The following is a 22284-nucleotide window of genomic DNA, read 5'->3' as shown; positions in this document are numbered from 1 at the left end:
TTCGAATGCATCTGCATCGGCTGCCCCATCTACCTTCTTGAGTGCTCCCAAGGGAAATATTCAAGCCGCTGCCACCAACTCACCCTGACTGTCACCTGCTGGTCATGCGCCAGTCACATTCCCGCAACCGCGCAGGCGGACACTTTTCTCATGAATACACCCCGCCTGCGCATCACCTTGGTCAGCGAAACCTTCCCACCCGAAATCAACGGCGTGGCCACTACGCTCGGTCGGCTCAGCGACGACTTGCGTCAACGTGGGCATCAGCTGGAAATCATCCGCCCGCGCCAAGCGGATGACGCGGGAACGATCAACAGCGACGACCTGCTGCTGTGCAAGGGCTGGGCATTGCCCGGCTATCCTGGGCTGCAATGGGGTGGGATTTCCGTGCACAAGCTCTGCCGACGCTGGCGCCGGCAGCGGCCAGACGTGCTGTACATCGCCACCGAGGGGCCTCTGGGCTTGAGCGCCTTGCGCGCCGCGCGGCGACTGAAGATTGCCGTAGTCAGCGGTTTTCACACCAACTTCCCACAGTACTGCGGCCAATATGGCCTGGGTTTGCTGGCGCGTGCGCTGACCCACTACCTGCGCTGGTTCCACCGGCGCACAGCGATGACCCTGGTGCCCAGTGCCAGCCAGCGCCTGGAACTGGAGCGCCGCGGGTTCGAGGGGCTAGCCTTGCTGGCGCGAGGCGTCGATGCCTGCCTGTACAACCCCGCCCGCCGCAGCCATGCGCTGCGCGAACACTGGGGCTTGGCGGCAGACGATCTCGCAGTGCTGCACGTCGGCCGGCTGGCAGCGGAAAAGAACCTGGGCCTGCTGCGACCCTGCCTGGAGGCGCTGCAGCAGACTTATCCACAGCGGCGCCTGCGCCTGATCATCGTCGGCGACGGGCCGCAGCGGGCCAGCCTCGAACAGCAGCTACCCGATGCGGTGTTCTGTGGAACGCAACGGGGTGAAGTGCTTGCCGAACACTATGCCAGCGGTGACCTGTTCCTGTTCCCGAGCCTGACCGAGACGTTCGGCAACGTGGTACTTGAAGCCATGGCTTCAGGGCTGGCCGTGGTTGCCTACGATGAAGCAGCAGCGGCCCAGCACATCCGTCACGGCCACAGCGGCGCCTTGGCCATGCCTGGCGACCAGGCGGGATTTATCGATGCGGCATGCTGGCTGCTCGAAGACAGCGAAACCCTGCGACGGGCCCGCCTCAATGCCCGCCAGCATGCAAGCCGCCAGGGCTGGCCGGCGATTGTCGAGCAGTTTGAAGGGTATCTGGAGAGCGCTTGCCATCAGGCCAGTGTGCAGGGCAGTCACAGCGCGGATGTACTGCTGGGGGTCAAGCCGGGGTCGTCAACGCCGCGCGTCTGAGCAGTGTCAGTGATGGCCTCTTCGCCGGGCAAGCCCGCTCCTGCAGGACATGCGGTGCACCCGATCCTGCAGGAGCGGGCTCGCCCCGCGAAGAAGCCATCACTGACAGCCAATCAGCGGCCCGGTCAGGCCAGCGCCTTCTCGATCGCCTGCACCACCGTCGGATCATCCGGCGCGGTACGCGGTGCAAAACGGGCCAGCACACGGCCATCCTTGCCGACCAGGAACTTCTCGAAGTTCCAGCTGATATCCCCCGGATACTCGGCGCCCTCACCCGCCAGCAGCCGATACAACGAATGACGCTGTGGGCCATTGACCTCGAGCTTGGCGCTCAACGGAAAGCTCACCCCGTAATTGAGGCTGCAGAACTCCTGGATGTCTTTCTCGCTGCCGGGCTCCTGACCTGCAAACTGGTTGCAGGGCAGGCCGAGCACACTGAATCCCTTACCCTTGAACTGCTGATACAGCGATTCGAGCGGAGCATACTGCGGCGTCAGGCCACACTTGGAGGCGACATTGACCACCAGCACCACCTGCCCCTTGAACGGAGCAAGGGGTAGGTCCTCGCCGTTCAACGCCTTCAACGTCAGGTCGTGAAATATACTCATGATGACTTCCCCTCTCAGGTTCCCGGTTGTCGCTGGGGCGAAATCCGCCCACTAAAAAGGCGCGCGGGCAAGCCGTCAACCCTCCCATGGAGAGCCAGTACGGCTTGCCCGAGCGCCTGGCGACTTTCTGAGCTTAGCGCAGAAAATCAGTGGTGATGGCCACCTTCGCCATGGACGTGGCGGTGAGCGATTTCTTCTTCGCTGGCATCACGCACGTCGACAACCTTGACCTGGAAGGTCAGGCGCTGGCCGGCCAGCGGGTGGTTGCCGTCGACAGTCACGTCGTCGCCGTCGAGGTCACGGATGGTGACGATCTGCATTTGGCCATCTGGCGCGGAAGCATGGAACTGCATGCCGACTTCCAGTTCGTCGACACCTTCGAACATGCTGCGGTTGAGGGTGCTGACCAGCTCGGCCAGGTACTCGCCGTAGGCATCTTCCGGCTCGATGGTAACGTTCAGTTCGTCACCAGCCTGCTTGCCTTCCAGGGCTTTTTCCAGGCCTGGGATGATGTTGCCAGCACCGTGCAGGTAAACCAGCGGCGCGCCGCCGGCGGAGCTGTCAATGACCTCCCCGGCGTCGTTAGTCAGGGTATAGTCGATGGAGACAGCCTTGTTGGCGGCGATCAGCATGGGGCGAGACCTTTTGCAAAAGAATGTAGAGCGGACAAGTGTAACCAACGCATCGCCCGATTGCGAACGCACGGCGGACGATGGGCGATCCGTCAGTCGGGTCACGGGCTTCCACCAGGATGAACACGGCCACTGGGTGGTCGAGCTGTCCTGCGCTCACACCCAGCACCTGCGCCACCAGCCGCCCTGGCAGGCGCGGCCGTGGGTGCTCGATGCGCACCAGCGCGAACAGCGGATCGGCCAGATTTTCGCTTGCGGTTGGTGCGCACAGGGGCGCGATTAGCGATATCCTTGGCGATTGATTCCTTGCACCGCTTTATCTCGAGAAGCACGCATGCAGACTTTTTTCATTGCACCGACCGATTTTGGCGTCGGCCTGACGTCCATCAGCCTGGGCCTGGTTCGCGCCCTTGAACGCGGAGGGCTGAAGGTCGGCTTCTTCAAGCCGATCGCCCAACCCCATCCCGGCGACACCGGGCCTGAGCGCTCGACCGAACTGATCGCCCGCACCCATGGCCTGAAACCGCCAACGCCACTGAGCCTGTCCCAGGTCGAGCGGATGCTCGGCGATGGCCAGCTGGACGAGTTGCTCGAAGCGATCATCCGCCTCTACCAGCAGGCTTGTGTCGGCAACGACGTGGTGGTGGTCGAAGGCATGGTGCCGACCCGGCATGCCAGCTATGCAGCGCGGGTCAACCTGCACCTGGCGAAGAGCCTGGACGCTGAAGTGATCCTGGTTTCCGCACCGGAAAACGAAGTGCTCAGCGAGCTGTCCGGGCGCGTTGAACTGCAGGCGCAGCTGTTCGGCGGGCCGCGCGACCCGAAGGTGCTGGGGGTGATCCTCAACAAGGTACGTACCGACGAAAGCATGGCCGCCTTTGCCAGTCGCCTGCGCGAGCATTCGCCGCTGTTGCGTGGCGACGACTTCCGCCTGCTCGGCTGCATTCCCTATCAACCCGAGCTGAATGCCCCGCGCACCCGTGACGTGGCCGAGCTGCTCGGCGCGCAGGTGCTCAATGCCGGTGACTACGAACAGCGGCGGATGAACACTATCATCATCTGCGCACGCACCGTGGCCAACACCGTGCCGCTGCTCAAGCCCGGAACCTTGGTGGTGACCCCGGGCGATCGCGACGACATCATCCTCGCCGTGAGCCTGGCTGCGATCAATGGCGTGCCCCTGGCCGGGTTGCTGCTGACCAGCGACAGCAAGCCTGACCCACGCATTCTCGAACTGTGCCGTGGCGCCTTGCAGGCCGGCTTGCCGATCCTGTCGGTGAGCACCGGCTCGTATGACACGGCCAACCAGCTCAACTCGCTCAACCGCGAGATCCCGGTGGATGACCGCGAGCGTGCCGAGTTCATCACCGACTTCGTTGCCAGCCAGCTCGACGCCGTCTGGCTGCACCAGCGCTGCGGTACACCGCGCGAAATGCGCCTGTCGCCAGCGGTGTTCCGCTACCAGCTGATCCAGCGCGCCCAGCAGGCCAACAAGCGCATCGTCCTGCCAGAGGGTGCCGAGCCGTTGCTGGTGCAGGCCGCGGCCATTTGCCAGGCGCGTGGCATTGCCCGCTGCGTGCTGCTGGCCAAACCCGAGGACGTCCAGGCGGTAGCCCGTGCCCAAGGCATCACCTTACCGCCCGACCTGGAGATCCTTGACCCCGATGTGATCCGTGGGCGCTATGTCGAGCCGATGGTCGATCTGCGCAAGAGCAAGAACCTCAACGCGCCGATGGCAGAACAGCAGCTTGAAGACCCAGTGGTGATCGGCACCATGATGCTGGCCCTGGACGAAGTCGATGGCCTGGTGTCTGGCCTGGTGCACTCCACCGCCAACACCATTCGCCCGGCCTTGCAACTGATCAAGACCGCGCCGGGCAGCAGCCTGGTGTCGTCGGTGTTCTTCATGCTGTTCCCTGAGCAGGTGCTGGTGTATGGCGACTGCGTAATGAATCCGCACCCCAGCGCAGCCGAGCTGGCCGAGATTGCCCGGCAGAGCGCCGAGTCGGCCGAAGCCTTCGGAATCGCGCCACGGGTGGCGATGATCAGCTACTCAAGCGATTCGGCGAGTGACGAGGAAGTGGAGAAAGTCCGCGAGGCTACGCGACTGGCGCAACGCGCCGAGCATGACCTGGTGATTGACGGGCCGCTGCAATACGACGCCGCCGCCAACCCTGAGATTGCCCGCCAGTTGGCACCGCAAAGCCCGGTTGCCGGGCGTGCCACGGTGTTTGTCTTCCCCGACCTGAACACCGGCAACACGACCCACAAGGCCGTCCAGCGCAGTACTGACGGGGTGAGCCTCGGGCCGATGCTGCAGGGGCTGCGCAAGCCGGTCAACGACCTGCCACGCGGGGCGCAGGTGGACGATATCGTCCACACCATCGCGCTGACGGCGATTCAGGCCAGCAGGGTCGAGTGATCCGTGGGGCTGCTTTGCAGCCCTATCACGACACAAGGCCGCTCCCACAGGACCGCGCCATGTTCATCCATGCGCGGTATCTGCAGGAGCGGCCTTGTGTCGCGATAGGGCCGCAACGCGGCCCCAGAACGATCAGGCGTTATGGGTACTGCTGAACCTGCCCTTGCTGCTCATACTGCTGGCCAGGAATAGGCTTCAGATTTACCTCTACCCGGCGATTCTGCGCCCGGCCATTGGCATCGGCGTTGCTCGCGATCGGCTGGTCCGGGCCCAGGCCACGCACCGAAACCCGCGACGCATCGACACCCTGCGAAGTCAGGTAAGTGCTGACCGCCTGCGCACGACGCTGGGACAGGTCCATGTTGTGCTGGCGGCTGCCGGTGCTGTCGGTGAAGCCAATCACTTCGATGGTGTTCTGGTTGAACTGCTTGAACGAACCGGCGAGGTTGTTCAGTGGCGAGTAGAAGCTTGGCGAGATGTTCGCCGAGTCGGTTGCGAAGGTAATGTTGCCCGGCATGATCAGCTTGATCTGGTCGCCCTCGCGCTGCACTTCGACACCGGTATTGGCCATGCTCTCGCGCAAGGCTTTTTCCTGGCGGTCGGCGTAGTAGCCATAACCTGCGGCGGCGGCACCCACCGCAGCGGCGCCAATCAACGCGCCCTTGCCACGGTTGTTGTGGTCGATTGCGGCACCGGCAACAGCGCCGGCCAGTGCGCCCAGGCCGCCGTACTTGGCGGTTTTGCTCATCCCTGTGGAGCCTTGCGCCTGACCCTGGTTGTCGTAAGGGTTCTGGCTGGCGCAACCCGACATCAGGGCAGCGGCGGTAGCGACGATAATCAGACGACGCATGGTGAACATGGAAAGCTCCTACTGAAATTCAAGTGTGCAGTAATCATGCTTGGATCTATGCCAGGCTTGGATCTCGGCGAAGCGGAAAAATTCCATCATGCATCAGGCACGTACAAACGGATTCTCGCGCATCTCTTCGCCGAGGAGGGTGTCGGGACCGTGCCCGGTCACCACAACAGCCTCTTCATCCAGCCGGTACAAGCGATCCTTGATGGAACGAACGATAGCGCGCTGATCGCCACCCCACAAATCGGTGCGGCCAACGCCCCGTCGAAACAAGGTATCGCCGGCAATCAGCAGTTTTGCGTCAGCGAACCAGAAACTCATCGAACCGGGCGTGTGTCCAGGCGTGTGCAGCGCCACGCCGCAGCCGCAGGCAAGCGCTTCGTCATCACCGAGCCAGCGGTCCGGCGGCGGCACCGGCGTGTAGGGCACACCAAACATCTGGCACTGCATTTCGAGGTTGTCCCACAGCGGCTGATCGTCCTTGTGCAGGTGCAGGGTCGCACCGGTCAGCTCCTTGAGCTTGCCAGAGGCCAGGAAATGGTCGAAGTGAGCATGGGTGTGGATGATGCTCACCAGCGTCAGGCCGTGGGCCTGCAGGCGTGCGAGGATCATCTCCGGGTCACCGCCAGGGTCGACCACGAGGGCTTTCTTGCTGACCGGGTCGCCGATCAGGGTGCAGTTGCAGCGCAGCGGGCCGACGGGGAAGGTTTCGCGGATGAGGGAAACGGGGGTGCCATTCATCAGTGTCTATACCACAGTAATTTCAAGCGTAATCGAAGAGGGTTTGCACACGTGCGAGAGCCTCTTCGACGACCATTTCAGGCGCGGATTCGATACGTTCGGCACTCCGCGCTTCGAGATCAACTGTGCGCAGTTGGTTGCACAGAATCACGCCTTGAACCTGGGTTCCGGCACCACTTAGCGTGACAGCAAACCCCGCATGTCGTGCGTAATCACCCCCTTGAGTAATCGGTACGATCACTGCGAGGCCCGAGGTATTGTACGCCGCAGGCGTCAATACCAACGCCGGCCGCGCTGAGCCTTGCTGCTCCCGGCCAAGGGTGGGATCAAGGTTGATCCGCACGATATCGCCTCTGGCGAACCTGCCACGCCTCACACTTCACGCCCCACAGGCCGCATATTGTTCCACGCTGCCAACTCTTCGGGCTCAGCTGCGTTCAAGTCGCACTGAGCCATGAGGTCTTCCAGCTTGTACTTGGGCTTGGGTCTGACGGGCTTGAGCACCATGGATTCGCCTGCTGTATCCAGGCTCATGATCGAGCCGATACTCAAGCGCATCTGTTTAAGCACGGTGGCTGGCAAACGGATAGCCGCGCTATTGCCCCACTGTTGAATCTTGACTTCCATAAGTATCTCCAAAGGTAGATACAGAATAGAAACCCTCCGAATGAATGCAAGCAATTTATAGATACACCGTATCTACATTGTCATTCTTGAGGGTTATTTTGAAGCCCACCAATCAGCAATAGGAGGCTTCCTATAAGCTGCTAGGAAACACTACCGGTTATGTCACTAACTCTAACCCGACAATGGCAGCGCCTCAGGGCAGATAAAGCCTGAACAACCCGCCCCCAAGCGCCCCGCCGTTGGAAATCTCGATCCGTCCATTTACCCCATCGAGCTCATGCAGCGCGGCAATCCGTGCAGCAAAATACAGCCCCAGGCCTGTGCTGCCAGTCAGCGGGTCGATACCCTGGACGTAGTCTTCCTGACGCTCGAGCATGCGCTGTGGATAACCCGGGCCGTCGTCATTGACGCTGATGACCAACTGCTCGCCCTCCTCTTCGATGCTGATCAGCAAGGCATGGCAGGCAAACCGTATCGCGTTGGTCAGCACATTGGAGATCACCGAGCCGACCAGTTCGCGGTCGAAGAAGCCCAGCGGGTTGTCGATGTCGATCCGCCAGGTAGCCAGGATGTCGCGGTGCTTGAGAACGTCCTGATGGATCGCCAACTGCGCTTCGATGAAGTCATCCAGCTCGTGGTAGTCAGGGCAGATCGGCAATTGGTTGACGCCCAGCTTGTACAGCCCCAGCAGTTGCACCAGCATGCCGTTGAGGTGGCTGAACTCATGCTCGATCACCCCTTGCTCATCGCCTGTGCGATGCGCTTCGGGCAAGCTCGCGACCCATTGGCCGTGGGCCTGGATCAATGCCGAGAGGGTGTTCTTCATGTCATGCACGGTGGAGGCGATCACCGTAGAAAAATCCAGCCCCTCATTATCTTGATTCATGCGCCGAAGACTCGGATATGCAGTTTGCGGTAACGGTCATAACGACTGTCGCTGGGCGGAATACCGGCCACACTCTGCAAGCAGCTGCGACATTCCTGGATAAAGGCTGGCGAAGGGTTTTCGCCGGCAATACGCAACACCGCCTGGGCAGTATTGAGGGCAATGCTGATGTTTCTCGGCTGCAGTGACAGTGCTCGGCGAAACTTCTCCAGCGCCTCGTTGAGCTGGCCGGCCTGATAGCTGCGCACACCTTGGCGATTGACGTCGACGGCCTCGGTGATTGCATTGAGCACGAGCGGATCGTCGGTCAACTTGGCCACGTTCTGCATCACTTTCGGGTCGTCGCCGTAGGTTTCCACGCAGCTCTTGAGAATGCCGATGGCGGCCGCTTCCTGGCCCATCTGCTGGAGCTGCCGGGCCACGGTCAAGGCGGCATCCACCGAGAAGAACTGATCCATCTTGTCCAGCCGCAGTATGGCCTGTTCGGTCAGCTTGACCGCAGTATCGGGGTCACCGGCCTGCTGCAGGCTGGCGGCCTTCATCATCCGCGCACGCACCTGCAGCCCTTGGTTGTCAGCATTATCCTTGGCCACTTCGCTGAGCACTGTGTTGATCTCGACCCGGGTCCGCGCATCGAGGCCGAAGCCTGCGTTCCTGCTCATCAACGCCTGGGCCAGGCCCAGGTTGGATTCAGGGTCTTTGTAACGCGAACTCTGGCCCTGGTTGACCGCATGCCGGTAGGCCTTGGAGGCGCAGTCGAAATCTTCGTTACCCATGGCCAGCTTGCCCAGCGCCGCTTGCCGGCGAACCGACAAAGGTGACAGGCGCACTGCCTCTTCGAGCATGTTCTGGGCACGCTTGGATTCGCCTTGGGCGACCAGCACCTCGGCCATGCCGTCATACAGACCTGGCATGATCGGGAAGGCCTTCAGCGCCTGTTCATAGACACCTTGCGCCTGGGCGTTCTGGCCGCGCTTGTGCAGCACGCTGCCGAGCATCGTGTAGACCCACGGTTGCGGGCGGTTGGCGAGGATCGCCTTGAGGAACTTCTCCAGCTCTTCAAAACGGGCCAGGTTGCGCAGTGCATCGGCCCGATAGCGCAGGCACAAAGGTGCAAACCGGGGGTCTTTCTTGCACATCTCGGCACAGGCCACCAGCACCTCGGCCGGACGCCCGCGGTCAAGCGCCTGCAGAATGGGTTTGAGCAAGGTCTTGCGCTGCACCAGTTTTTCCAGGCGCTGGGCCAGGCCGACGCGGTTGAACGGCTTGGTCAGGTAGGCATCCGGCTCGTGCTCGATCGCACTGAGGACGATCGCCTGGCTGCTCTCGGCGGTGACCATGATGAACACACATTCGTGGCTGATCAGCTTGTCGAGAATCATGTCCTCGAGCACTTGCTGACCGTTCTTCTTGCCGTCGCCGAGGTGGAAGTCCTGCAGCACGAAGTCATAGCGCTTCTGCGCGCACATGCGCAGGGCCTGTTCGCCGCTGTCGGCAGTATCTACGTCGCGCACGCCCAGCTCACGGAGCATGGAACGGGTCGAGGTGCGAAAGTCGGTGAAATCGTCGACGATCAGAAAGCTTTTTTGCCCATACTGCAGCATCAACACGACCCTTATTGGGAGTGGTTGGAGAATGGCGTGCGGCGATGCATGCCGCCGAGTCTTGTATCGGCAGGGCGGCGAAAAAGATGAGCCCCATGAAGATATGTGCACAACCATGGCTATAAGCCACCCTTGTAGCATGACGCCGCCAGGGTTAAACCAGCAAGCCCAGTGATTTGGCCTTGGCCACCGCTTGGGTACGCCGCTCGACGCCAAGTTTGCTGTTGATGTGACTGGCGTGGGTCTTGACGGTGTGCAGGGAGATGAACAAGCGCTCGCTGATCTGCTGGTTCGAGCAGCCCTGGGCGATCAGGTCGAGCACCGCCAACTCCCGCCCACTCAAGGCCTCGCCACTACCGCTGGTGCTGGCTTGCGGCTGTGGCAGACGCGCCAGCAGTTCAGTCTGAACCGGGCAACTGCTGCGCTGCGACAACTGTTCGCGCAACCACACCGGCTGCTCTTCGATCAGCTTTTGAAAGGCTTGCAGGGCGCCGCCTTGCGCTGCTTGCAAGGCCTTGGGCAGCAGGCCGGCGGCGAGTTGCTCACGCCCCTCGCCAAGCAACAGGGTAATCCACTGGCAAGCAGCGCTGACCACCAGCATCTGCCCACCGCTGGCCTGGCCGCGCTCGACCAGGTCTTGCAGACGTGCGGTGGCCTCCTGCGTGCGCCCGAGCACCTGATCAAGCAGTGCCTGCTGCAGCTCGATGTGCAACGCCAGCAAGGGATGAAACTCCGGCGCCGCCGCAGGCTGAGCGCCACCGTAGGTTTGCCCCAGACGCAACAGCCAGGACTCGGCGAGGTCAGTGCGGCCTTGCGCCAGCCACAGCTCGCACTTCACCAAGGTGATCATGGCCAGGTAGAAGATCGGCGGGACATCCCAGATGTGCATCAAGCGCTCGGCTTCGGCGAGCTCTGCAAAGGCTTCGGCAAACTGCCCTTCACGGCCGTCGAGCGAGGCGATTACGCAGTGGCCGATCAGCACGCTGATGTCGCGGCAGGCACGCGCCTCACTGAGTCCGGCGCGCAAGCGTGCACGCCCTTGGCCAGGTTGCAGCTGCGCAGCCAGCAGGTAGCCTTCATACAGTGTCAGCCGGGCGCGCACAGCATAGAGGCGCTGCGCCGAAAGCCCCTGCAAGCGCTGCAGGCCCTGGCGCACCTCGTCGAGCGCACGCTGAATTTCGCCACGGGCATGCAGCACGCGCGCCCGGTCGTAATGAGCCAAGGCTTCGAACAGCGGATTGCCGACCCGCTGCGCCAGCTCGAGGGCCTCGCGGTTCCAACCGCGCGCACGCCAGAAATCGGCATCGGCAACGGCCAGGTTGGACAAGGTCGACAGGCATACCAGACGCTGGCCGTAGCGCTTGTTCGGCAGGCTCTGCAGGGCCTCGATGCAGTAGTTGAGGGTCTTCTGGCGATCGCCTCGGCCGCGTGCAATCACCCCACTCAAGGCCAGCCACTGGGCCAGCATGGATTTTTGCGCGGTGGCCGACGGCGCCGGCAGGAAGCGGCTGAGATGAGCCGCCAGCTCTTCGGCCGCATCCAGCTGGCAGGCCAGGCCCAAGGCCCAGCTGTACAGCACGATCAGGCGCGGGGTGCTGATCAGCAGGCTGTCGGGCAGGTCCATCTTCCAGCGCAGCAACATGCCGACGTTCTGCTCGGCGAGCAACTGCTCCTCTGACAGGCTCTGCACCAGGTCGGCTGCAACGTTCAGGTGTCCGGCGCGCAGGGCCTGCTCCACCGCTTCGTCGAGCAGGCCCTGGCGTTCGAACCAGCGGCAGGCACGCAGGTGCAGGCCCGCCAGGGGCTCGCTGGCCTGGCGACTGCGTAGCAGGTCGGAAAACAGATGGTGATAGCGGTACCAGTGGCCGTGCTCGTCGAGCGGTACCAGGAAGACCTGATGGGCTTGCAGGTAACGCAGGATTGCGGCGCTGTCCTGACGCGCGCGCAGGGCGTCGCACAGATCGGCACAGAAGCGCTCCTGGCAGGCGGTATCGAACAGAAACGCCTGCACCTCGGCCGGCAGGATATCGATGACTTCTTCCAGCAGGTAATCACGGATGAGGCCTTCGCCACCGTGTAGCGCCTGCGGCAAGGCATGCTCGTCACCCGACTCGCTGGCGGCCAGTTGCCAGAAGCGCAAGCCGGCGACCCAACCGTCGCTGCGCTGGATCAGGTTGTCCAGCGCCTGACCGCGCAAACCGGTCGGCTGCCGACCAATCACGGCCAGCGCTTCATCGGCGGTGAGGCGCAGGTCCTGTTCGTTGAGTTCGCTCAGCTGGCGCGACAGACGCAGTCGCGCCAGATGCCAGTCAGGGCGCTGGCGGCTGGTGATCATCAGCACGATGCCAGGCGGCAAGTGGTTGAGGAAGAATTGCAGGCAACGGTCAAGCACCGCGCCTTGGGCCAGGTGGTAATCGTCGAGTATCAGCAGCAAGGGTGTGTCGGCTTGCAGGTAGAGGGCGAGCTCGTCGAGCAAGCCATCGATCCACTCTTCGAAAGCGAACGGTTGATGACGCTGACGCATCTTCAACAGCCCCATGGCCTGCCCACCCAAGGCCGGGCAGTACTGCTGCAGCCCTTCCAGCAGGCGCTCGAGGAAACGTCCGGGATCAGCATCGCGTTGGCTCAGGCCGAGCCAGAGGCTGCGCCAGTGATCAGGTAGCGACTCACAGAATTCGATGGCCAAGGAGCTTTTGCCGAAGCCTGCCGGCGCGTTGACCAGTAACAGCCGGCCTCCCAGGCCAGCCTGCAGTCGCTGGCACAAACGCGGGCGCGCGACATGACCGTCCGGCAAAGGTGGCCGAAAGAAACGCCCGTCCAGCAGGCCGAGGGCCTGACTGGCGAATCCATGCATACGGGACAGATCTGTCATGGCCGGCTCGTTCTAAGGGGAAGACTTCGGCGGTACGGATGACTTCCGAGACTAGCGGGTATCTCGGCGCATTTGAAGATGATGGGCGCGTTAATCGTGAAAAAGACTACGACAAAAAGAAACAGCACTGATTGACGGGAGTGAGACGAATCGCGCCGTTTCAGGGACGCCCTCTTCGCGGGGCAAGCCCGCTCCTACAGGGTCTGCGGGGGCCACAGTTGAAACTGTAGGAGCGGGCTTGCCCCGCGAACACCGGCACAGCCGGTGCCATGCACCGCCGTAACGAAAACGCCCCGGCTAACCGGGGCGTCTCGGGAGTCACACGAGTTTCACATCTGTCAGATCAGCGCACACCGTCCTGGCGCAGCGCAGCGGGCTGGAAATCGCTCTTGGTGGCCGTGAAGCCGAAGTCGTAGGCACGCTTCTCCTCGTTCTTCATGCCCAGGGCGAGGTAACGACCGGACTGCAGGTCGTAGATCGCTTCCAGGGTGTACCACGGCACCTGGTTGTTGTAGTAGTCCTGCGCATGCGCCTCGGACACGCGCCACAGTTGCCCGCGACCGTCGTACTGGTCGATCACGGAAGCCTGCCAGGTGTCCTCGTCGATGTAGAAGTCACGCTTGGCGTAGATGTGCCGCTGCCCAGGCTTGAGGGTCGCGACCACATGCCATACACGGCGCAGCTCGTAGCGGGTCAGGTCCTGGTTGATGTGGCCGGCCTTGAGGATGTCGGCATATTTCAGCGAAGGTGAATCGAGCTTGTAGCTGTTGGACGCGATGAACAGCTCCTTCTTGCCTTCCAGCTTCCAGTCGTAACGGTCTGGCGCGCCGTTGTACATGTCCAGGTTGTCCGAGGTCCGCAGGCCGTCGGCTGCGGTACCCGGGCCATCGTAGGACACCTGTGGCGCTTGGCGCACCCGACGCTGGCCAGCGTTATAGATCCACGCCTTGCGCGGCTCCTTGACCTGGTCGAGGGTCTCGTGCACCAGCAGGACGGTGCCGGCCAGACGCGCTGGCGCGGTGACCTTCTGCTTGAAGTAGAACAGGACGTTGCCCGGGTTGGCGGGGTCGAAGTCCTTCATCCGGTCACGGAAGACGAACTGGTCCTGGAAGTTGACCAGGCTGTAGGAGCCGTTCTGTTGCGGTGTGGCCTGGGTCACCAGGCGGGTCACACTGCCGCCACGGTAGCGGGTGATGTGGTTCCAGATCACCTCGACGCCGCTCTTGGGAATCGGGAACGGGATCGCAGTCTGGAAGTCGTTCAGGCCGTTGCCGCCTTCGACCAGGGTGGTCTTGGTGGCGTTCTGCTTGATCGCGGCAAACACCGAATCAGGCACGGTCGAACCCCGATGGGTCGGGTACACCGGGATCTTGTAGGTCTCCGGATAGCGCTTGAACATCGCCAACTGCCCGGGCGAGAGTTTGTCCTTGTACTGCTCGACGTTCTGCGCGGTGATGGTGAACTTCGGTTTCTCACTGCCATACGGATCGGAGAGAAAACCTTTGCCGTCGACGCTGCCAGCGGTTTTCGACAGCGGCTGCCACGCCGTGATCGAGCCATCGGCGTTACCGGCCTTCTCCGCGCCCATCGGTGTCAGGGTACTGCCCAGCTTGGCCGCCTCGTCAGCGGAAACCGCAGCCATGACGCTGGTCGCCAGCAGGGACATGCCCAATACACCGGCCTTCAGCAGACTTCTGGTCTTGTTCATTCTGATGTCGTCCTGGATCAAAGTGCTTAGAAGTTCACGCCGAAGCTGAGCGCAACGAAGTCGCGATCATCCACCGTGGTGTACTTGCCATCGAAGAAGTTGGTGTACGACAGGCTCGCCGTATAGGTGTTCTGGTACTCGGCGTCGAGGCCCAGGCTGATTGCCTTGCGGCCTTCCTCGAAGTTGCCGCCAGGGCCTGGCGAATAACCTGAGACGTCATGCGACCAGGCCACGTTGGGCTTGAGGTTGACCCCGGCGAACACATCCGGATAGTCCCAGATCACCCGGGTGCGATAGCCCCAGGAAGTGCTGGTGGTGTAACCGTCGTTTTCGCAGTTGCGGCTGAGGTTGGCAGTGGAAGCACCGGCACCGGCGCCGTTGATCGTGCTGTTGTTGAGCGCCATGCAGGTATCCGCACCGCCAGTAGCCGGCAACGGCCCAGGACCATAGACCGGGTCACGGCCATAGCGAACATCACGGGCGCTTTCCAGGCCGCCCACGTGGGTTACGCCCAGTTCACCTACCACGGTGACGCGGCTGGCGCCCATCACTTGGTCGAAGAAGTGCGTCAAGGTGGTCTGGAACTGGGTGATTTCCTTGCGCCGGTAACCGTGCAGGTCCTGCCCTGGGGTACCGGTCAGCAACGAGGCGTTGGTCAATGCGCCGCCGATCGGGCGGACACCGGCGAACAGGATGTCGGTAGAGTTCAGCTGTACCGGCGCATTGGGCCGGTAGCTGATCTCACCGCTCCACGCGGTACCGGTGGGCAGCGTGGTGGAGAAACTCAAGCCATACAGACGGATGTCTTCGGGGTATTCCACGAAGTACTCCGAGTTGCCTGCCACGATCAGTGGCGCCAGCCCCTGCAGCGCGGGCGGCAAGCCAGCCAGGCCGCCGAACACCGATGGCGCAGCACCGGTGGCGCTGAAGATCGGCGCACGGCTGTGGTAGTTCATGAAGTAGGCACCGAATTCGGTGTCCAGTGGTTCGAACATGTAGCGCAAGGCAACCCCGAACTGGCCACTGTCGCGGGCATCGCGGTCTGCCCCGCGGCGCACCAGCACGCCTTCCTCGTTGTAGTCCACGCCGCGTGCGGCCAGCACGCCCTGGGCGACTGGCGGCAATGCGTTGAGGGTGCGGCTGCTGTTGAGTACGCGCAGGTTGTCGGTGCAACCGTCGGCGATGATGTCCGGCTGGGAGAAGAACGTGCCGCAGTTGTCGACGACCGTCTGGTCCCACTCGATCTGGTAGAAGGCCTCGGCCGACAGATTGTCCGTCAGGCTTTGCGAGATGTAGAACATGTTGACCGGGATCAGGCCTTCCTTGATCTCGGCGCCAGGCCGGCGGAACGCGGCCACGTCGATCGGGTTGACCGAGTTGATGCCACCACCGATGAAGGTACTTTCACCCCAGCTGATCACTTGCTTGCCCAGGCGCACGGTGCCCGGCATGTCCGCAATGTTGTAGTTGTGGTAGACGAATGCATCGAGCAGTTCTGCACCCGACGACTGCGCACCTTCCTTGCGGTTGGAGTCGCTGATGTCCTTGAACTGGCGGCTTTCGTCCTTGAGTTCGAAGTCGTACCAGTACTTGCCCCGGACAAACACGCCGGTGTCGCCGTACTTCAGTTCAAGGTCGTGGATGCCCTTGAAGATCTTCGAGAAGGTTTCACCTTTCTTGAAGTTCAGGTGACCATCGTCGGAGGTCTGTGACAGCCCCTTGCCGCCGTTGTTGACCCCGATCAGGTTCTTGTTGGGGCTGGCCGTCGACCAACTGGCGCCCACCGAGAGCGACGAATCGAACTGACCTTCGATTTCCCCGATGTTGAAGCTGACGGCAAACGCGGGACTTGCAAGCGTGGAAGCAAGACTGACGGCAAGGGGCAGTTTTGCCCGGCGCCAGAAGGGGTTTGCAGATTTCATCGACGCTACTCCATGTACTTTTTTGTTATGGCAGTGAGTCCTTTCAAGAACGGCCCGAGCGACCGGCATACAGGCTTGCGCCCGCGACGATGCGAGTTGCACGCATCGCCCTCCCCCATTCCTGAAAATCCCCTGGCCCCGACTATAGCCAGCAGGCACAGGCGCATGATCCCTCTAAAGTGTGATTTGCGTTCCGTGCCTGCCGCCCGCCCCGATCCTGTCCGGTGTGCGAGCTGACAGTGCTCAAGCATGGCGCAATTTTGCCGTTTGACAAGGCGCCGTCCTCTCTGCAACGCGGGTCACGCCGCTCACGCAGGTGACCCGACGGATTATTACAGGGTCGACAGGAAGGCGCTGTTGCTTGCCTGCCACTCGACGATGTCGACACGGATGCGCTTCTTGTCCAGCTTGCCGACACTGGTCTTGGGAATTTCAGTAACAACGGCGATCTGGCTGGGAATGGCCCACTTATTGATGTGACCTTCTTCGACAAACGGCTTGAGGTGATCCTTGAGCGTGCGTGCATCAAGGCTCTGTCCTTCGCGGATCACCAGCAGGGCAAACGGCCGCTCGCCCCACTGTGGGTCGGCGACGCCAACCACCGCCACTTCGCGCACGGCCGGGTGGCGGCTGATCAGGTCTTCGAGGTCGAGCGAAGAAATCCACTCACCGCCGGTCTTGATCACATCCTTGATACGGTCGCGGATATCGATGTAACCCATGCCGTCAAGCGTGGCGACATCGCCGGTGTGCAGCCAGCCGCCGGCCCACAGCTCTTCGCTCTTCTCCGGCTCCTTGAAATAGCCCATCGACAACCAGGGTGCGCGCAACACCAGTTCGCCCTGGGTCTCGCCATCGGCGGGGAGGAAGCGGCCCTCGCCATCGACGATCGCCGCTTCGACCAGCGGTACCGGCACACCGGCCTTGATCCGGTAGGTGACGCGCTCGTCGTCGCTGCCGGCCTGCAGTTCCTCGTTGATGTGCGCGGCCGAGATCAGCGGGCAGGTCTCGGACATGCCATAGGCTGCCGTCAGCTGAATGCCTCGCGCCAGCGCCGCCTCGTAGAGGCCACGGTTGAGCGCGCTGCCGCCGATGATCACCTTCCAGCCGCCGAAGTCCTGGCCTTGCGCTGTCGGGCAGTTGAGCAGCATCTGCAGGATGGTCGGCACGCAGTGGGAGAAGGTCACCTTCTCTTCACGCCACAGCTTGACCAGCATGTCGGGCTCGTAGCGACCCGGGTAGACCTGCTTCATGCCCATCATGGTGGCGGCGTAGGGAATGCCCCAGGCATGCACGTGGAACATGGGCGTGATCGGCATGTACACGTCGTTGCTGCCCAACAGGCGCACGCTGTCGATGCTGCCCAGCACCGACGACTCGGCCAGGGTGTGCAGGACCAGTTGGCGATGGGTGAAGTACACGCCCTTGGGGTTGCCGGTGGTGCCGGTGGTGTAGAAGGTGGTCGCCACCGAATTCTCGTCGAAATCGGGGAAGTCGTAATGCGCGCTGGCAGCGGCCAGCAGTTGCTCGTACTCGCCAACCAGGTTGGGCAGTTCGGCGGATTTTTCCGGGCCGTCGGTGATCAGCAAGGTCTTCTCGACCGTGGTCAGTTGCCCGGCGATGGCCTGGTAAAGCCCGACGAAATCACTGTTGACCAGCACCAGGCGATCCTCAGCGTGGTTCATGGTGTAGAGGATCTGCTCGGGAGACAGACGCACGTTGATGGTGTGCACTACCGCGCCGATCATCGGGATGGCGAACATGCATTCCAGGTAGCGATGGCTGTCCCAGTCCATGACCGCGACGGTATCGCCTGGCTTGACGCCGGCCTCGGTCAGCACGTTGGCCAAGCGCGCGATGCGTTCGAGCAGTTGGGGATAAGTGAGCCGGACCTGGTCGCGATAGACGATCTCGCGGGTTTTCTCATAGCGGCTGCCCGACAACAGCAGGCGCTTGATCAGCAGCGGGAACTGGTAGGCACCTTCGGCGGGCTTGATGATGCGGGTCTGCAACATGGGTAGGCCTTTTCTCGAGTACGGTGGGGTCAGGCGCCTACTCTAGAGCGCTGATGTGACAGCCAAATCAGCCGAAGGAATGATTTGCTTGGGCGAGGTATGAGTGCGTCGGCGACATTGACTGAGCGGGTGATTGGCTACAACACTGCGCCACTGTCAGCGGACCCCACAACACTGCCCCAGCCACCGGAGCCCCAAATGCCCAGCTCGCGCCGCGCCGTCTTTCTCGATCATCAATCGCTCGACCTCGGTGACCTCGACCTGTCGCCCTTGCAAGCCCCATTCGACCACCTGCAACTGTACGCCTCGACACATCCCGAACAGGTGGTCGAGCGGCTGCAGGGCGCGACTGCGGTGATCAGCAACAAGGTCCAGCTGGATGCCGCGACCCTGGCCGCCAACCCGCAACTCAAGCTGATCCTGGTCGCCGCCACCGGCACCAATAATGTCGATCTGCAGGCCGCCCGCGCCCAAGGCATCACCGTGTGCAACTGCCAGGGCTACGGCACGCCGTCGGTGGCCCAGCACACCTTGGCCTTGCTGCTGGCCCTGGCCACACGCCTGTGTGACTACAACCAGGCAGTGGCTGCCGGGCAGTGGGCCAAGGCCAGCCAGTTCTGCCTGCTGGATTTCCCCATCGTCGAACTGGAGGGCAAGACGCTCGGTCTGCTCGGCCATGGCGAACTGGGCGGGGCCGTGGCGCGCCTGGCCGAGGCGTTCGGCATGCGCGTGCTGAGCGGGCAGATCCCGGGTCGCCCGGCGCGCGCCGGACGCCTGCCGCTGGACGAATTGCTGCCGCAGGTCGATGCACTGACCCTGCACTGCCCGCTCACCGAACAGACCCGACACATGCTCAGCCACCGCGAACTGGCACTGCTCAAACCCGGCGCCCTGGTGGTCAACACTGCCCGCGGCGGGCTGATCGATGAGCAAGCGCTGGCCGATGCCTTGCGCAGTGGCCATCTCGGCGGCGCCGCCACCGATGTGCTCAGCGTCGAGCCCCCGGTCAACGGCAACCCCTTGCTGGCCGCCGACATCCCGCGCCTGATCATCACCCCGCACAGCGCCTGGGGCGCGGTGGAGTCGCGCCAGCGCATCGTCGGCCAGCTCAGCGAGAACGCCCAGGCGTTCTTTGCCGGACAGCCGCGCCGCGTGGTCAGCTGAGCAGCGCCAGCCTCTGCTACACTGCGCGACTTTTTTCAGGAGGCGTCGTCCATGGACCCGCGCAGTGAAGTGTTGCTCCGTCAGGCGGAGCTGTTCCAGGGCTCGGTACTGCTCGCCGGCCTGCCCGCCGACGATCTGCTCGGGCAACTGCCCCAGTCCCATGGCTGGACCTGGCACGCGGGCGACCAGGGCATGCTCGAGAGCCGCTTTGCCGGGCGCAGCCAACATGGCGTCAACGTGCCTGAGGTGGCCTTCGATGCGGCAGTGCTGTTCTTGCCCAAGTCACGCGACCTGGCCGCCTACCTGCTCAATGCGCTGGCTTCGCGCCTGGCCGGGCGCGAGCTGTACCTGGTGGGTGAAAAACGCGGAGGCATCGAGGGTGCGGCCAAGCAGCTGCAGGCCTTCGGCAAACCGCGCAAGCTCGACAGCGCACGCCACTGCCAGCTGTGGCAGGTGACCATCGACAACGCCCCCGACGCCACGCCGCTGGAAAGCCTGGCAGAGCGCTTCGATCTGCCGCTGGCCGACGGCCCGCTGCACATTGTCAGCCTGCCCGGGGTCTTCAGTCACGGCCGTCTGGACCGTGGTACGGCGCTGTTGCTGGAACACCTCGACGGCCTGCAAAGCGGTCACGTTCTGGACTTCGGCTGCGGCGCCGGGGTGATCGGCTCGATCATCAAGCGTCGCTACCCGCAGAGCCAGGTCACGCTGCTCGACGTCGATGCCTTTGCGGTCGCCAGCAGCCGCCTGACCCTGGCAGCCAATGGCCTGGAAGCGGAGGTCATCAGTGGTGACGGGATCGATGCCGCGCCACGCGAGCTGAACGTGATATTGAGCAATCCGCCGTTCCACAGCGGGGTGCACACCAACTATCAGGCCTCGGAAAACCTGCTGAAAAAATCAGCCGAACATCTGCGATCGGGTGGCGAACTACGGCTGGTTGCGAACACCTTCCTGCGCTATCAGCCGTACATCCAGGCAGCGCTGGGCAACTGCCGAACGCTCATCGAGGAACAAGGCTTTCGCATCTATCAGGCAAAACGCGGTTAACAAAATAGGGCTTGCCGAAACCAATTCGCCTAGGCAGAATCCGCTCCGTCCTAGGGGAGTAGTCTCCCGCAAGCACCCTCGCTTGCCCGGTACGCGTCAACATACTTGGTCCTCAGACCATGGCGCGTACGACCTACGGTCCGCAGCAGACGGATCCAGGGTTTGACAAGACCTATGACACGCACACCTTACCCGGGGCGGGAAGGCTGTACGTGTCATAGCCGTGTCGACCCGCCCCCGTAGGTAGCCTGATGCTGGAATCCTTGTTAGTCCCCACCGCAATCGTCGCCCTCGCCGAAATTGGCGACAAGACGCAATTACTCGCGCTCATCCTCGCCGCTCGCTTTCGCAAGCCTTGGCCAATCATCGCCGGCATCGTCGCCGCCACCCTGGCCAACCATGCCGCAGCCGGTGCAGTCGGAGCCTGGGTGAGTGGGTTTTTCAGCGAAACGGTCCTGCACTGGATCCTTGCCGCAAGCTTTACCGCCACAGCGTTGTGGACACTGGTGCCGGACAAGATGGATGACGACGAGAGCACCGCGCGCCGCTTCGGTCCGTTCCTGACCACTCTGATCGCGTTCTTCCTGGCAGAAATCGGCGACAAGACTCAGGTAGCCACGGTCATGCTGGCCGCGCAGTATCCGCACCTGATCATGGTCATCATCGGCACCACGCTGGGCATGCTGATCGCCAACGTGCCGGTCGTATTGGCGGGTAACTTCGCCGCGGACAAACTGCCGCTTACGCTGATCCGCCGCCTGGCTGCAGCTGCGTTCGTGGTCCTGGCGATCGTCGCGGTGTATTCGGCGATGAAGAGCAGTGGCTGGGTAGGCTGATAGCTCAAAGCGGCAAGCTTCAAGCCACAAGAAAAAGCAGCCGCGTTCGCAGGCTGCTCAGCTTGGAGCGTGCAGCTCGACTACTTCTTGGCAGCCTGATACAGCGGCATCACCTTGGGAATAGCAGCCTGCAGCGACGCAATGCGGCTGCTCGACGCCGGGTGAGTGCTCATGAATTCAGGCGGAGCGCCTTCAGAGGCTTTGGTCATCTTGTTCCACAGGGTGATCGCGGCATTCGGGTCATAGCCGGCACGCGCCGACAGCTCCAGGCCAATCAGGTCGGCCTCGTTTTCATTGGCGCGGCTGTTGGGCAGGGTCATGGCATAGTTCACGACCGTATCGGCCATGGCCATGCTGCCTTCACCCAAGCCGAACAAGGCGCCAGCGCCGGAACGCGCCATCTGCACACCGTAGGCCTTGGACATGGCTTCACGGCCATGCTCGCGCAGGGCGTGGGCAATCTCATGGCCCATGACCGCCGCGATTTCGGCATCGGTCAACTTCAGCTGATCGATCAGGCCGGTGTATACGATGATCTTGCCGCCAGGGCCGCAGTTGGCGTTGAGCTCGTCACTCTTGATGACGTTGACTTCCCACTTCCACTGCGCCGAGTCCGGACGAAATTGTGGGGCCTGAGCGATCAAACGGTCGGCGATGGCCTGAACACGTTTGGCCTCGGCGCTGTTCTTGTCCAGAACACCCTTGCTCGATGCCTCGGAGAGGGTCTGCTGGTACGACTGGGCGTACATCTGGTTGACCTCATCGGTCGAGAGCATGCTGAACATGTACTGCTTGCGCTCGACGCCCACGGCACCACCACTGGTGGTATTCACCGCCTGGCAGCCACCCAGCAGGACGCCGGCACTCAACAGGCTGACAACTAATGACTTACGCATACAACACTCCCTATTTACGTGCCGCGTATCCTAGGGCTTGAAGGCGGGGGCCGCTAGAGCCGTAGGGAAGTTTTCTG

Annotated in this window: 19 protein-coding genes and 1 riboswitch; of the genes, 6 read left to right on the top strand and 13 right to left on the bottom strand. The window is 62.6% G+C overall.

Annotated features, from left to right (window positions below):
• The first annotated feature begins 150 nt into the window (after nt 1-150).
• Nucleotides 151-1368: a glycosyltransferase family 1 protein gene (locus J3B00_RS06590; protein WP_209865776.1), complete on the top strand. Its 1218-nt coding sequence runs from the start codon at nt 151-153 to the stop codon at nt 1366-1368.
• A gap of 125 nt (nt 1369-1493) precedes the next feature.
• Here J3B00_RS06590 and J3B00_RS06585 read toward each other — a convergent pair whose 3' ends face one another.
• Nucleotides 1494-1976, bottom strand: coding sequence for a glutathione peroxidase (locus J3B00_RS06585; RefSeq protein WP_209865771.1), 483 nt, complete (start codon nt 1974-1976; stop codon nt 1494-1496).
• 146 nt (nt 1977-2122) lie between these two features.
• On the bottom strand, nt 2123-2608 hold the full coding sequence (locus tag J3B00_RS06580; protein WP_209865766.1) for a peptidylprolyl isomerase: 486 nt from the start codon (nt 2606-2608) through the stop codon (nt 2123-2125).
• Here J3B00_RS06580 and J3B00_RS06575 point away from each other — a divergent pair.
• Nucleotides 2607-2891, top strand: coding sequence for a DUF3565 domain-containing protein (locus J3B00_RS06575; protein ID WP_209865763.1), 285 nt, complete (start codon nt 2607-2609; stop codon nt 2889-2891). The genes J3B00_RS06580 and J3B00_RS06575 overlap by 2 nt on opposite strands.
• A gap of 51 nt (nt 2892-2942) precedes the next feature.
• On the top strand, nt 2943-5030 hold the full coding sequence (gene pta / locus J3B00_RS06570) for a phosphate acetyltransferase (RefSeq protein WP_209865761.1): 2088 nt from the start codon (nt 2943-2945) through the stop codon (nt 5028-5030).
• A 139-nt stretch (nt 5031-5169) separates the two neighbouring features.
• Here pta and J3B00_RS06565 read toward each other — a convergent pair whose 3' ends face one another.
• The 10 genes from J3B00_RS06565 to J3B00_RS06520 all read right to left on the bottom strand — a co-directional run bounded on the left by J3B00_RS06565 (nt 5170) and on the right by J3B00_RS06520 (nt 18261).
• A complete protein-coding gene (locus J3B00_RS06565; protein WP_209865758.1) occupies nt 5170-5889 on the bottom strand; it encodes an OmpA family protein in 720 nt (239 codons plus the stop codon).
• 93 nt (nt 5890-5982) lie between these two features.
• On the bottom strand, nt 5983-6627 hold the full coding sequence (locus tag J3B00_RS06560; protein ID WP_209865755.1) for an MBL fold metallo-hydrolase: 645 nt from the start codon (nt 6625-6627) through the stop codon (nt 5983-5985).
• 22 nt (nt 6628-6649) lie between these two features.
• Nucleotides 6650-7003: a type II toxin-antitoxin system ChpB family toxin gene (locus J3B00_RS06555; RefSeq protein ID WP_209865752.1), complete on the bottom strand. Its 354-nt coding sequence runs from the start codon at nt 7001-7003 to the stop codon at nt 6650-6652.
• Nucleotides 7000-7254 carry an AbrB/MazE/SpoVT family DNA-binding domain-containing protein gene (locus J3B00_RS06550; RefSeq protein ID WP_209865749.1) on the bottom strand — a complete coding sequence of 85 codons (255 nt, stop codon included), beginning with the start codon at nt 7252-7254 and terminating at the stop codon, nt 7000-7002. Before J3B00_RS06550 ends, J3B00_RS06555 begins: the two co-directional genes overlap by 4 nt.
• 193 nt (nt 7255-7447) lie before the next feature.
• Entirely contained in the window at nt 7448-8140 is a 693-nt protein-coding gene (locus tag J3B00_RS06545) for a HAMP domain-containing sensor histidine kinase (protein ID WP_209865746.1), read from the bottom strand.
• A complete protein-coding gene (locus J3B00_RS06540) occupies nt 8137-9744 on the bottom strand; it encodes a tetratricopeptide repeat-containing response regulator (protein WP_209874634.1) in 1608 nt (535 codons plus the stop codon). The genes J3B00_RS06545 and J3B00_RS06540 overlap by 4 nt, the downstream gene beginning before the upstream one ends.
• 154 nt (nt 9745-9898) lie before the next feature.
• Nucleotides 9899-12616 (bottom strand): LuxR C-terminal-related transcriptional regulator, encoded by a 2718-nt coding sequence (locus J3B00_RS06535; RefSeq protein WP_209865744.1) that lies wholly within the window; start codon nt 12614-12616, stop codon nt 9899-9901.
• A 343-nt stretch (nt 12617-12959) separates the two neighbouring features.
• Nucleotides 12960-14324: a DUF1329 domain-containing protein gene (locus tag J3B00_RS06530; RefSeq protein ID WP_209865741.1), complete on the bottom strand. Its 1365-nt coding sequence runs from the start codon at nt 14322-14324 to the stop codon at nt 12960-12962.
• 26 nt (nt 14325-14350) lie between these two features.
• On the bottom strand, nt 14351-16246 hold the full coding sequence (locus tag J3B00_RS06525; protein WP_209865738.1) for a DUF1302 domain-containing protein: 1896 nt from the start codon (nt 16244-16246) through the stop codon (nt 14351-14353).
• Nucleotides 16247-16578: 332 nt separating this feature from the next.
• Nucleotides 16579-18261, bottom strand: a complete 1683-nt coding sequence (locus tag J3B00_RS06520; RefSeq protein WP_209865735.1) for a fatty acid--CoA ligase — start codon at nt 18259-18261, stop codon at nt 16579-16581.
• 198 nt (nt 18262-18459) lie between these two features.
• Between J3B00_RS06520 and J3B00_RS06515 the strand changes: the two genes are divergently transcribed.
• The 3 genes from J3B00_RS06515 to J3B00_RS06505 all read left to right on the top strand — a co-directional run bounded on the left by J3B00_RS06515 (nt 18460) and on the right by J3B00_RS06505 (nt 21311).
• Complete coding sequence (locus J3B00_RS06515; protein WP_209865732.1) at nt 18460-19425, top strand: 2-hydroxyacid dehydrogenase; 966 nt, start codon at nt 18460-18462, stop codon at nt 19423-19425.
• A gap of 51 nt (nt 19426-19476) precedes the next feature.
• A complete protein-coding gene (locus tag J3B00_RS06510) occupies nt 19477-20475 on the top strand; it encodes a class I SAM-dependent methyltransferase (RefSeq protein WP_209865729.1) in 999 nt (332 codons plus the stop codon).
• A gap of 41 nt (nt 20476-20516) precedes the next feature.
• Nucleotides 20517-20630, top strand: a riboswitch (yybP-ykoY riboswitch).
• Nucleotides 20631-20729: 99 nt separating this feature from the next.
• Nucleotides 20730-21311: a TMEM165/GDT1 family protein gene (locus J3B00_RS06505; protein WP_209874631.1), complete on the top strand. Its 582-nt coding sequence runs from the start codon at nt 20730-20732 to the stop codon at nt 21309-21311.
• A gap of 80 nt (nt 21312-21391) precedes the next feature.
• On the opposite strand, the gene J3B00_RS06500 is transcribed toward J3B00_RS06505, so the two are convergent.
• Complete coding sequence (locus J3B00_RS06500) at nt 21392-22207, bottom strand: M48 family metallopeptidase (RefSeq protein WP_209865727.1); 816 nt, start codon at nt 22205-22207, stop codon at nt 21392-21394.
• Between the last annotated feature and the right edge of the window lie 77 nt (nt 22208-22284).

The sequence above is a fragment of the Pseudomonas sp. BP8 genome (genome assembly GCF_017875955.1).
In the GTDB taxonomy this organism is placed as follows: domain Bacteria; phylum Pseudomonadota; class Gammaproteobacteria; order Pseudomonadales; family Pseudomonadaceae; genus Aquipseudomonas.
Note: the sequence above shows the minus strand (reverse complement) of the source record. Positions and strands in the feature narration are given on the sequence as shown.